The 12,309-nt window shown below is 43.5% G+C and carries 13 protein-coding genes; 4 read left to right on the top strand and 9 right to left on the bottom strand.

Features of this window, described 5'->3' with window-relative positions; all coding sequences use genetic code 11:
• Nucleotides 1-5: 5 nt before the first annotated feature.
• Nucleotides 6-776, bottom strand: a complete 771-nt coding sequence (locus QMA04_RS10700) for an ABC transporter ATP-binding protein (RefSeq protein WP_225218574.1) — start codon at nt 774-776, stop codon at nt 6-8.
• A 248-nt stretch (nt 777-1,024) separates the two neighbouring features.
• On the opposite strand from QMA04_RS10700, the gene QMA04_RS10695 reads away from it, so the two are divergent.
• The 3 genes from QMA04_RS10695 to QMA04_RS10685 all read left to right on the top strand — a co-directional run bounded on the left by QMA04_RS10695 (nt 1,025) and on the right by QMA04_RS10685 (nt 3,560).
• The gene (locus QMA04_RS10695) at nt 1,025-1,402 is read left to right on the top strand and encodes a YidH family protein (protein WP_191716156.1); all 378 of its coding nucleotides are present in this window, start codon (nt 1,025-1,027) and stop codon (nt 1,400-1,402) included.
• 46 nt (nt 1,403-1,448) lie between these two features.
• Complete coding sequence (locus tag QMA04_RS10690) at nt 1,449-2,666, top strand: EAL domain-containing protein (protein ID WP_290185698.1); 1,218 nt, start codon at nt 1,449-1,451, stop codon at nt 2,664-2,666.
• 69 nt (nt 2,667-2,735) lie between these two features.
• The gene (locus QMA04_RS10685; RefSeq protein WP_290185696.1) at nt 2,736-3,560 is read left to right on the top strand and encodes an STAS domain-containing protein; all 825 of its coding nucleotides are present in this window, start codon (nt 2,736-2,738) and stop codon (nt 3,558-3,560) included.
• A gap of 77 nt (nt 3,561-3,637) precedes the next feature.
• On the opposite strand, the gene QMA04_RS10680 is transcribed toward QMA04_RS10685, so the two are convergent.
• The 8 genes from QMA04_RS10680 to QMA04_RS10645 all read right to left on the bottom strand — a co-directional run bounded on the left by QMA04_RS10680 (nt 3,638) and on the right by QMA04_RS10645 (nt 11,205).
• Nucleotides 3,638-4,480, bottom strand: coding sequence for a YitT family protein (locus tag QMA04_RS10680; RefSeq protein ID WP_191716159.1), 843 nt, complete (start codon nt 4,478-4,480; stop codon nt 3,638-3,640).
• A gap of 279 nt (nt 4,481-4,759) precedes the next feature.
• Nucleotides 4,760-5,623, bottom strand: coding sequence for a PPK2 family polyphosphate kinase (locus QMA04_RS10675; protein WP_290185695.1), 864 nt, complete (start codon nt 5,621-5,623; stop codon nt 4,760-4,762).
• Nucleotides 5,624-5,816: 193 nt separating this feature from the next.
• Nucleotides 5,817-6,254 (bottom strand): VOC family protein, encoded by a 438-nt coding sequence (locus QMA04_RS10670; RefSeq protein ID WP_191716161.1) that lies wholly within the window; start codon nt 6,252-6,254, stop codon nt 5,817-5,819.
• A 21-nt stretch (nt 6,255-6,275) separates the two neighbouring features.
• On the bottom strand, nt 6,276-6,767 hold the full coding sequence (locus QMA04_RS10665; RefSeq protein WP_290185693.1) for an SRPBCC domain-containing protein: 492 nt from the start codon (nt 6,765-6,767) through the stop codon (nt 6,276-6,278).
• A 135-nt stretch (nt 6,768-6,902) separates the two neighbouring features.
• Nucleotides 6,903-8,027, bottom strand: coding sequence for a zinc-dependent alcohol dehydrogenase family protein (locus QMA04_RS10660; protein ID WP_191716163.1), 1,125 nt, complete (start codon nt 8,025-8,027; stop codon nt 6,903-6,905).
• Nucleotides 8,028-8,061: 34 nt separating this feature from the next.
• Nucleotides 8,062-9,516: an aldehyde dehydrogenase family protein gene (locus tag QMA04_RS10655; protein ID WP_290185691.1), complete on the bottom strand. Its 1,455-nt coding sequence runs from the start codon at nt 9,514-9,516 to the stop codon at nt 8,062-8,064.
• 189 nt (nt 9,517-9,705) lie between these two features.
• Entirely contained in the window at nt 9,706-10,272 is a 567-nt protein-coding gene (locus QMA04_RS10650; RefSeq protein WP_191716165.1) for an MEDS domain-containing protein, read from the bottom strand.
• A 132-nt stretch (nt 10,273-10,404) separates the two neighbouring features.
• Nucleotides 10,405-11,205, bottom strand: a complete 801-nt coding sequence (locus QMA04_RS10645) for an SDR family NAD(P)-dependent oxidoreductase (protein ID WP_290185688.1) — start codon at nt 11,203-11,205, stop codon at nt 10,405-10,407.
• Nucleotides 11,206-11,383: 178 nt separating this feature from the next.
• Here QMA04_RS10645 and QMA04_RS10640 point away from each other — a divergent pair, with 178 nt between their 5' ends.
• Nucleotides 11,384-12,250 carry a GNAT family N-acetyltransferase gene (locus QMA04_RS10640; RefSeq protein ID WP_290185686.1) on the top strand — a complete coding sequence of 289 codons (867 nt, stop codon included), beginning with the start codon at nt 11,384-11,386 and terminating at the stop codon, nt 12,248-12,250.
• The last annotated feature ends 59 nt before the right edge of the window (nt 12,251-12,309 follow it).

The raw sequence follows: 12,309 nt of genomic DNA, 5'->3' as shown, positions 1-12,309 counted from the left end.
CTTCCCTAAATGTTGTATTCAGGAGCTATTAATTCCGTACTCAATTGGAATTCGTCCAGAATTTTTCTTCTGAAATACTGAAAATCAGCATGCGTTCGGCTTCTTGGTTTCATCTGAGTAATTGTAATTTCCTTTTGAATTCTGCCAGGATGTGAACTCATTATGATTACGCGATCTGATAGATACACCGCTTCATCAATATCATGAGTGACAAGAACAATAGTTGTATTCTTCTTCTTTTGGATACGCAGCAACTCTTGCTGAAGGTTATAGCGATTAAACGAATCTAGTGCAGCAAACGGCTCGTCCATTAAAATCACATCAGGTTGAATTGCTAAAGCTCGTGCAATTGCCACCCGCTGCTGCATTCCGCCTGACAATTCATGCGGGAACTTATCCAACGAATTCTCAAGGCCGACTAGTTTTAAGGCATCCATGACGCGTGCCCACTTTTCCTTTGGCTTCAATTTCTCACCTTCAAGTCCAAGCTCTACATTCTTCAGCACCGAACGCCAAGGCAATAAATTAATTTGTTGGAAAAGCATTACACACGTCTTGGTCGGTTTTAAAACCGGTTCACCATTATGCCGGATTGATCCTTTGTCTGCTTTTTCAAAGCCTCCGAGGATATTCAACAATGTACTTTTTCCGCATCCGCTTTTCCCGAATAAAGTGACGATTTCTCCTTTCTTCACATGGAATGTTGCCTGTGAAAGGACCTTCACCTGTTTTTCTCCGGAACCGAACGACTTATCAACATTTATTACTTCCATCATAGGAATAGCTATTTTCAACACCTCTTTCTCAATGCAAATAAACCCTATCAACTTAGTATGCTTTAAGTCATCTTAATATACTGAATATAAAAAAACAACCCACTTTTATGATTTGCCAGAAACTTAATCACCCCATTATTCGAAATTTCTTTTTATTCCTCATTCCTTTATACTTAAAAGATCATCAGTTTTTCCGATTTCGGATTGCCGAATTTCTGAAACCACTTATTTTCGGGAGGAGAAATGAAATGTCGCGACAATCATATCGAAAAGAAAAAAATCAGCTGATGTACACTCAACAGCACCTTGCCAATGAACGCACTTATCTGGCATGGATCCGGACTGTTATTTCAATTGTCGGCGTCGGTTTTCTGGCTACAAGCCTGCATTTCACGATGGGCGTGACGCGCAATCAATTTGTCGATGTCTTTACCATCGCTCTCGGCATTTTTGCCTGTATTTTCGGGCTCACTGTTATTTTTTCAGCAACACAAAATTATAAAAAGAAACGCCAGCAAATCATCAACGAGACCTTTACACCATCAAATATGCACATCACATTGATTTCATCAATGTTGGCAGTCATGATCATCATGGTCATCATTTATTTCTTTATGATCATGTAGGCTGTCCATTGATGCTTTACAGATTGGCAGCAAAGGAGAACAAATTATGGACCCATTAGATATACTCGAGAACTTAGATAAAGTAAAACCTGCTTTCCAACCGATTGTCAGTGCAGTTAAGCATACTGTTATTGGCTATGAAGTTTTGGGACGGTTCCAAGTTGAGAACGACTGGAGCAGCTTGGGTGATTTTTTTCAAGACAATGATGTTCCGGATGAATACAAAGTAGAAGTCGATCAACATTTATTGAAGTTGGCGATTAGCCGTATGCTCGATTCCGGCAATGAAGGACTGCTATTCATCAACCGCAACGCCAGGCAATTGATGATCAACAATGGGGAAGATTTTTTGAAAACGCTGCAAGCGTTTGTGGAGAAGGGTTTTGCCATGGACCGGATCGTTCTTGAAATCACTGAACATGACTTTGATGAAGACTTTGATCAACTGGCGCATTTATTGATTTACTATAAAACCTACGGCATACAAATTGCCGTTGATCATGTAGGAGCAAAAAGCTCCAATATTGACCGGATCCGCCAACTCAGACCCCACATCTTAAAAATTGATACCAGTTTTGTCCGAAATGTTAATTCAGACGTGTTCCAAGACGTCATTCAGACATTGTCAGTACTGGCACGCCGCATCGGAGCTAAGCTGTCTTATGAAAATATTGAAGACGACTACCAATTGTATTTTGCTTGGAAACACGGCGGCCATTATTATCAGGGGTTCTATTTGGCTAAACCTGATTTTGACTTGCCGATAAACGGTGCCATGTCACTTGATGTGGGAGATAAGATTAAGGCTTTTGTCCAACGGGAAAAATCGATGGTGGAAGGGCGCTATGCTTTTGTAGTGAGCCGTGAAGAAAAAGTAAAAAAATTGCTTTCCAACTGGCACGGACCTGAAAAAGCTGATGATTTTATTGAATTGGTCTCCGAGGCTTTCGATGAAGAAAGTTTCCGTTTGTATATCTGCAACAGCGATGGGCAACAAGTGTCATCCAACTTCAGAAAACACAATAAGCAGTGGGGATTTGAACGGGATCAAACTGGGTCTCATTGGGCATTCCGCCCTTTCTTCCTGGAAAACACGATGCAGATGAAAACCTGGCATAAAGGGATATTATCGGACATCTATTCGGATATTGAAACAGGTGAAATAATTCGTACATTCAGTTATCCTTTATCAGAGGACTGTTATTTATTCGTTGATATCAGCAATGATTTTTTGTCCGAATCAGACTACCTGCTGTTTCAATAAACGATTTGATATTAATTAGAAAATCATCATAGCAGTTTGTTAGATTTGAAAGAAAGAAGGAGAAAAGAAATGGCACACTCTCTGCAGAATTCTTTAGAGCTGCAAATTTTTTTTGATACCCATAATCAAGAATTTGAAGATAGCCTCTTAATGGAGGCTGTGAACGTCAAAGATAAAATTGAGGAAATTTTATCGATTGGCAACATTGATTTGGTGACGAACGCCCATAAACTGGTTATTTATATTATTGATGGACAGGAAGCAGAACTGGAATTATTCGCAAAACAAGAAGGAATTGCATGGGCAACTCATTCGATTGAACTTTCATTCAAGCTCGAATGGGTGCAAGCCATTCGCCGTACTTTATGGAAATTCATTGAAAAGTTCAATCAGGATGTTCCAGCAGGAAAAGACATGGATTTTTTCCGCATGGAAAAAGATGTTAACACGCGAATCGACTCATTTTTGAATTCTTTTTTCCTGAACTATTCTACATACAAAGACACTTTGTTGAAGGCACATCGCCAATTGGTTGAAAACCTTTCAGTTCCCATCATCCCGATTAACAGTACGGTCTGTATCCTGCCGGTTATCGGTGCAGTCGATGCTCAACGGGCCTCGATTATCGAAGAAAAAGTGTTGACTGAAATAGGAAAACTGCAGATCCAGACATTGATCATCGATTTGTCCGGGATTGCTGAAATGGAAGCGCAGGTCATCCACCACTTGATGAAACTTATCGATGGGACAAGCTTAATGGGGTGCAGCACAATCATCACAGGATTGCGTGCAGAAGTAGTCCGCCAAATGATTCATTCAGGGATGAAATTCGACGAAAAAACGAAAACTGCTGGTACCCTGCAGCAAGCACTGAAAGAATACTTGATTTTCTAGCACTGGTTAAGCTCGGTTTCATTAAAATAAAAACCACCTTTTCTGTAAGCTCGGCTTACAGAAAAGGTGGTTTTTCGTTACATCGGAAGTTTCATGAAGTTATCGTCTTTTCTGAAGTTCCCCATGACTTCCATCGTTTCGCTGATGCTGACAAATGCTTTCGGGTCAATGTTTTTAATCAATGGCCGTACAAAAGCCAATTCATGGCGGCTGATTACGCTATAAAGCACTTTTACTTTTGCCGATGAATAAGCCCCCTCACCATCAACTACGGTGATGCCGCGGTAAAGGTTATCAAGCAACTCTTTTTTGACTGCTTCGCCTTGATTTGTCACTACCATCAAGCTCAGCTTAATGTGGCGGGTATGGACTCGGTCGATCACCAAACCGGTGATGTAGATGGAAGCCATCGTATACATCGCCAATTCCCATGAAAAGATAAATCCAGATACAAAAACCACAGCACTGTTCAAGATAAATACCAAGGTTCCAAGCGGAATATCGCGCTTCATCGACAACAACAATCCAATCACATCAAAACCGCCGGTCGAGCTGTAGAAACGGATGATAAGCCCAATGGCCACTCCTGCCACTACTCCTCCAAAAACGGATGACAGCAATGCATCTTCCGTCAACTTGACTACTGGAATGTACAGCATTGAAACGGATGTCACGACTACAGAAAACAGGCTATTGGCGATGAACGTCTTGCCCAGTTTCATCCAGCCCACAATCAGAATCGGGATATTCAAAATAATCATCCAAATCCCGGCATTCAAAGGCGTCACTAAGCCCAGCATCATCGCAATTCCCGTTACTCCGCCCGCCAGTATTTCGTGGGGCAGCAAAAACATATTAAACGCAAATCCAAGCACTATTGAAGAAATAAAAATAATCATTAATCTCGTCCATTTATTCATGTCCATACTCCATTCTTAAGGATATTCTTAATCATTCTATTTTGTTCAAGCCACAAAAAAAGGCCGTGCAGAGGCACGTCACCTTAAGAGCATTTATTTTTATGTAATCTTACTTTGCAATAAAAACTACGTGAAAAAGATAAATTGTTCTTTTTATAGTGAACCAACGTTTCATATTATAGTAGCTTTATGGATACAAATGCAAGCCTTTCTTCTTTTGGACACGTTCTTTTCACATATTAAAAAAGGACTCGGAATGACAATTCCGAACCCTCTTAGTTAATCCTCTTCTTCCAGCTTGCGTATCGCTTTTTCCAGTTCTTCTTTTTCCTCGCCCGTAATTTCGGGGTACTGCGGATCGATTTGCTCCAAGGTTTTGACCATCACTTCTGATATGATATAGCGTGAAAACCATTCATCGTCGGCAGGAAGGGCATACCACGGCGCATACTCAGTCGACGTATGGTTCAACAGATCTTCGAATATTTCTTGATAGCCGTCCCAATGCTCACGTTCTTTTACATCATTGAACGAAAACTCCCAGTTTTTCTCCGGGTTTTTCATGCGTTCAAGCAAGCGGTTCCGCTGTTCTTCAAAAGACATATTAAAAAAGAACTTCACTACGGGGAAACCGTTTTCCCCCATATAGCGTTCAAAATCCGTAATTTGGCGATAACGGACTGCCCAAATATTCTCGTCAATCAGTTCGTCCGGAAGCGGTGTCTCTCCGAGCAGGTCATGAACCCTTGGTGCAATCACTTCTTCGTAATAGGATCGGTTCAAGACACCGATTTGCCCTCTAGATGGCATGCCTTCCTTGAAACGCCATAAGTAGTCATGGGCAAGTTCAGTGTCTGATGGTTTTTTAAATGACGTCACTTTCAGTCCCTGTGCCGTCAAGTTCGAAAAGATGTATGTAATGGCTTCATCTTTCCCAGCAGCATCCATCGCCTGTAGCACCACTACAATTCCTTTCTCTTCTTGAGCATGCAGTTTCATATGCAATTCCTTGAGCTTTTCAAGACTTTCCGGAATTAATTTTTCTTTCAGTTCTTCTTCACTGTATTTATCTTTTTCTGTCGTGGGATAATCAGAGAGTTTGATCTTCTTGTCTTTTTTTACAAAGTATTTATCGGTATCCATGGTCATCCTCCTTCGTGCTTTTTGTAGCTTTAGCTTGATTGGCTGTCCCTTTCTTCCATACCCTCATATGTGAAGACTCTAACACACTGATACAGAGGATCCTTAAAACAGAAAAAAGTTTCTTCACCTCCTGCTATCCAAAAAAAACTGACAAAAAACCGCAACCCTTGAAAGGAGTGCGGTTTACAAAAATCTATTCCATCTCCCCTTCCACGGAAATCTGCCAGTCGATTCCGAAACGATCTGTCAAATTCCCATACAATGGACTCCAAAACGTTTCCTGCAATTCCATGATGACAGTGCCGCCCTCAGCCAACTTGCCGAACACGGTTCTTGCTTCCTCTATGTCGTCATAAAGGATAGTAATTGATACATTGTTTCCTTTTTTGAATGGCATGCCCATTCCGGGAGGCACATCTGAAATCATTAAGGTATTGCCGTCATTAAAATTGATCTGCGCATTCATGACCATGTCTTTTGCTTCTTCCGGCACCTCACCACCACCCATATCAGGGGCTTCGCCGTATGTGGATATTCCAGCCAATTCTCCACCAAGGACCTCCGCATAAAAATGAGTAGCTTCCTGTCCCTCGCCTTCAAAGTTCAGATAGGGAAAAACTTTTGTAATCATTAGAGTTCCACTCTCCAAAAATCAGATTTTATTCGGATGGCTGAAGCTAAGTCGGTCATAAGTTTGGGACATGCCCTCTACAGCCTGCATATCGATTACCTTTTGCAATTCTTCTTTTGAATCGAACTTCGTGCTGGAACTAACGGTGCATCCAGGTCCATCGGAAGAAAAAACCATCGTAATCAGCATTTTCGGCATACCATCAACTTCGTTTCCTTGCTCATCGGAAAAAACATCGGTATAAACCAATTTGTTCGGCGGGTCGACTTCTTGGTAAATGGATTTCCCCCAGGCTTCCTGTCCATCCGGCGAGCGCATACAATAATGCCAGATGCCGCCTGGTTTGACATCCATTTTATAAACAGCTGTTTCCCAATCAAACGGTCCCCACCAACGAACAAGATGATCAGGTTCTGTAAACATTGAAAACACCAGATCTTTTGGCGCGTCAAACGATCTTTCCATCAAAAGTGCCAACCCCTCAACTCTTGAAGAAACCTTATTTGCAGACATGGTAAATCCTCCTTGTTTGTACTTGCTCCCTTGGCTCTGCGGCAACAGAAACTCGGGCTGCCTCCTTTCTTATTTTCTATCCCCGTTGCGAATTTCATTTGAACAGGCGAAAAATACTGCCGGTAATCGAATCAGTTAAAACTTAATGATGATCCGTGAAGATTCGCCTTTTGCCAAAATATCGAATCCTTTATTCACTTCATCCAAAGTGATAAAGTCCGTGATTAATTTATCGACAGGCAGCCGGTCTTCCTGAAACAGATTCATATAACGCGGAATATCCCGGCTCGGCACACAGCTTCCCAGATAGGATCCCTTCAATGTGCGCTCTTCAGCGGTCAGCGACACATATGGAAATGAAAATTGATGTTCCGGATGAGGCAAACCGGTTGTTACAGTAGTTCCCCCTCGTTTGGTTATCCCATATGCGACTTCCATTGCCGGTACGGCACCTGCTGTTTCAAAAGCATAATCCAAGCCCCCGCCTGTCGCTTGACGTATCTGTTCAATGACATTTGGGTCTTTGGAATTGAAGACATCGGCAGCCCCCAATTCTTTTGCTTGCTTCAACTTGGTTTCGTTGATATCCACGGCGACAATCCGGCTCGCCCCAGCAGCGATGGCCCCCAGCAGTGCGCTCAGCCCTACCCCACCAAGTCCGACCACTGCGACTGTGCTGCCCAATTTAATACTTGCAGTATTCACTACTGCACCAACTCCTGTTATGACAGCACAACCAAACAATGCCGCTTTTTCAAAAGGGATGTCTTTGCTTATTTTAATGATGGAATTTCTTGAAACCACTGCGTATTCCGAAAATGCAGAGACGCCTAGATGGTGGTTGATGGTTTCGGATTCCTTATGAAGACGCTGCCCGCCACCCAGCAATGTCCCAGCTGTATTGGCAGCGGCCCCTCGCTCACATAAAGCTGGGCGTCCTTCCCGGCATGGTCCGCATTGTCCGCAGCTTGGAACAAAGACGCAGACAACATGATCTCCCGGCTCCAAATCCGTAACTTCTTGCCCTATGTCAACGACCACTCCTGCTGCTTCATGGCCCAGCGCCATCGGTACCGGCCGTGGCCGGCTGCCATTCATCACCGATAAATCGGAATGGCACAAGCTGGCCGCCTTTATTTGAATCAATACTTCGTCTTTTTCCGGTGAATCCAATTCCAATGTTTCAATCTTTATTGGCTGGCTCTCCTCATAAGGGACAGATGCCCCAATTTCACGCAGTACCGCTGATTTCACTTGCATATTGCCACCCTCTCCTCCGCCAAATTTTCCAAACTCATTGCTGTTTCAATTGCATACTGACTAATTTCAATTCTGTCATGTCTTCAATAGCACGATACGTCTCTTTTCGTCTCATGCCACTATTGTTTACACCACCATATGGCATTTGATCATAACGGTTGACTGCCACTTCGTTGATCCAGACTGCCTCCTTCCCCAGAACATCAGCCACACGCACCGCCTTTCTGATGTCTGCTGTGAATACGGCTGCATATCTGTCTAAGTTCAACTCCGTGATACCAGTCAGGGCTTGTTCTTCTTTATCGAAAGGCATGACACTGACAACCGGCGCCAGCATCTGTTTACTGACGACTTTCATACGGATTGTCGCATGACTGATAAGGGTCGGTTCCATCACAGCTTCACGCCGGTTCCCCCCGGTTAAAAGAGTCGCACCTTGTTCAATAGCTTCCCTCACCCAAGCCATCGCTTTTTCAGCGGACTCTTTGGTGATCATCGGGCCTATATCGGTTAATTCATCCAGTGGATCACCAATTTTAAGCGTTTTCACTTTGGAAGACAGCTTATCCAAAAATTCCATATAGACAATCTCCTGTACGTAAACCCGTTGAGTGGATACAAAGGATTGTCCGGCAAACCTAAATCCGCCAATGACGACTGCATTGACCGCCGTATCCAAATCAGCATCATCAAAGATGACATTCACGACTTTCGATTCCGTCTCCAGTTTCAACTTTTTCCGTTTCACCATTTCCTTCACTTTCCAACCCGTCTCATCTTTCCCAGTAAAAAACACTTTTTTTACTTTCGGATGAGTCACCAATGCTTGAGTTAGGTCCTCTCCCACTCCCAGAACGATGGTAAAAGCTCCCTTCGGCAATCCGGCCTTTTCGAATAACCTGTACAGATATATGGAAGAACGTGCCGTTTTTAATGAAGGCCTAAAGACTACTGTATTTCCTGCTGCTATTGCTGGCGCTATATGATAAAGCACAAGGTTGAGCGGAAGATTAAACGGCATGACAATGACCACTGTTCCGATTGAAACCCGCTTCGACATGCCGAGTCGGCTTTCTGCACCTCCCGAACTTCCCAAAGGAATCAATTCTCTGTAGATTGACTGTGCTCCTGTCGAAGAAAAAAGCAGCACTTGAATGGCACGTTCCACTTCCTGACGGCTTTCTTTAACGGTCTTGCCAGTTTCGTTTGACAGGAGATGTATAAATTCATCACTTTCAGCCTGCAGATATTCGGCTGTTTTCTTCAATATTTCAGCCCGCAGATGAGCAGGCACTTTCTTTATATTCATACTGTATGCACGATGAGCGCCTGCCACTGCATTCCTTGCATCCTCAGGTGTAGCACAGATAATCTTGGAAATGATTTCATGGGTGAACGGATTAACGCCCATCAATTTACTGCGGCCATCTTCAGGCAATTCCATACCGTTTATGATGGAAGAAAGACGGTTATTTCCAGTTTCAGCCATTGTGGCTCCTCCTTTCTTCGTTCCATCAAACTTCGCCTTTATTCCCAAGAACAATTTTCATTTTTAAGGTCTTGTTACTTAATATAGTATGCCCTTTTGTATAATTGTCAATATTCTGTCAATATTTTTTGCGACAAAAAACCTTTCCTGATAATAAAATAAGGAAAGGTTTTTCTGTTTGTATTGATGCTAAATCGCATTTATAGAAATCGATGAAAAGTCATCGTCTGTCATAAGAAATTTATGGGAGTTCATCAAAATTTCCTTGAGTGAATCTGAAACCCTTGGCGCATCGTAGGCACATACCGAAACGGCCTTGATTTGAGGAACAAGCTGATCCACAGCACTTTCATATTCCTTGATCTTCTGTTTAATCTCCGTTTCATCCCGCCACTCGACGTGCCCCCATGTACGGAAGCTCAAATTTTCTTCCATAAAAGGGCTGACCAAATCTGAAAAATAAGCAAGAATAGTAGGAGGATGAAAGTTCCCCTTCCGCCAATAAAAGGTGAAATTATTGACGAAATGAATATTCTTTAGCTGTTCTTCTGAAACGAGGTCCTTCACACGCTTAAAGATGATCGGATACAAACGTTCGCTTTCGACGAATAGAACCTGATCTCCATGTTCAATTCCTGAAACGATATAAGAAACAGCATTATCAATATACCGCTCCAGTTCTTCCACATAATAAAAAATATGGACACCTTCAGACTTTTTTAAAATGTCCTGAATATCTGCAATTTCTTTTTTCAAATGGCTGGTCTCCTTTTAATCAACAAGTCATTAATGGTCCAAATTCCTTTTTTACTCTATTAACTATACACAAGTATAAGGGCAAAAGATAATACAACGCTGTACTTGCCACTAAGCAGTACTGCTGCTGCTTCATCTCAAGACGCTTCCACCTGAGATTTTAACCGATTCACCCACGATATTCCGGGCAGCATCCGTCAGTAAAAAAGCGATGGTATTAGCGACTTCCAAAGCAGTCGACAAGCGCCCAGAGGGAATCGACTTTTCAGCCAGCTCCAATTCTTCCGTAAAGCTGGTTTGATTTCTTTCCGCTTTTCTGCGCAGGCTATTTCGCGCCATTTCAGTATCCACATACCCTGGGCAGACAGCATTGACACGAATGCCGTATTCAATGGCTTCTACCGCCATCGATTGGGTCCAGCCGACAACCGCAAATTTGCTGGCTGAATAAGCCGTGTTGGCGTAGGTCCCCCTCAGTCCCGATAAGGAAGCCAAATTGACGATGTCCCCTTCTTTACGTTCCATCATCTTCCGGTATACCTCTTGCGTCAGAAGGAACGTCGATACGAAGTTCAAGTTGATCATATCGGTAAGAAATGCCTCATCAATGTCTTCCACGACTCTTCCTCCCGAAACGCCGGCTGAATTCACCAGCCCATTGATGAAGCCAAGTTCACTTTCTGCTCGTTCAATCAGGCGCAACCGGTCTTCCGGTTTGGTCAAATCCGCTTCCACCACACAAATCCGATCAGCTGACACCTGATCGAGAAGCTCCATCTCTAACTCTTTCAGCTTATCTCTATTCCGGCCCGTAATGGTGATGCGCGCACCCATCCCCGCCAATATGCGAGCTGTTTCCATGCCGATGCCTCCAGTGGCCCCGGTAATCAATACGTGTTTATACGCTAATGCTTCCGGTGAAAAAACAGTCATGCCGGCAACCTCCTTTAGAATATGCCTTTTCTTTTCCCGCTCGCTCGCGTTCCTCAAACATATGGTCCTCTGCAAGCTTCTCATTTCCTGAACGTGGCAGGTCTCATGCATGCACGCTACGGTTTTTTCCGTATATAATACAAGTAGTATTTTCAACATGAGCAAGGGGTGCCCATACATGGAAAAATTAATTCGCCAGCTGGACCTGGAAGATCTGCATTACCTGGAAAAAATGAAGACTGGAATAGAAGATGACTACATTCTCCGGGTATACAACCGCATAGCCGGAGGCTCCAGCCGCTTATTCGGCCTGTTCCAAGATGGCCAGCTTGCCAGCATTGGGGGATACACAATTTTCGCCAATCAATATGCTATGCTCGGCCGAATGCGGAGTGATCTGCGCTACCGCGGCAACAATCTATCCACACAATTGATGGCCCATATCATGGAAGAGGTTTTGTCCCTGCCTGCTGTGCAATGGGTGGGTGCGAATACACAAGTGGAAAACGGCTCTGCCCGTCGCGTCATGGACAAATTGGGGCTCACAGAAGTGTCTACGCTCTACAGTGCTGTTTCCTCGAATGTTGCTTCACTTGCAGCCTGTGATGCTGTTTGGCAGGAACTCTCAGACCTCACACAGAAGCAAGAGTGGATCAATCAGCTATATATTCAAACTGGGGAAGTATTCCCTTATGAGTGCTACTACACGTTCCCAGCTTCTCAAGCCTTGTTTGCTGATGCCGATTTGTCCCAATGGGCATTTTTTGAAAATCGGGATAAGAGCCGTGTGTTGATTGCCAAAAAGGATTATAAACGGAATTATTACCTGCATGCCGTCTATCCATGGGATGACCTCATGGAACAGCCTGGGCTTTGGGAAACCATTTCAACAGCGCAGCATCGCTTAAGCGAAAAAGTGAAATCCGAAACATTGATCTGGATGGATCTAACCCCTGATCAAGTCAGCAGTTTGCCGGCACATCATCCCTTTGACCTCCCATCTCCCTGGATATTGTATGGAACTAACCGCAGCAATCGGCTGTAGGCTTGGAGCCTGCTCGAGGATAGAATAAAAATAAAAGCGAGCCATACCCTCTTCAATGT

Origin of the sequence: Planococcus sp. APC 3900, from assembly GCF_030407735.1 — a bacterium.
Lineage (GTDB): Bacteria > Bacillota > Bacilli > Bacillales_A > Planococcaceae > Planococcus > Planococcus notacanthi.
The sequence above is the reverse complement of the archived record's forward strand: the minus strand, read 5'-3'. Positions and strand labels throughout refer to the sequence as shown.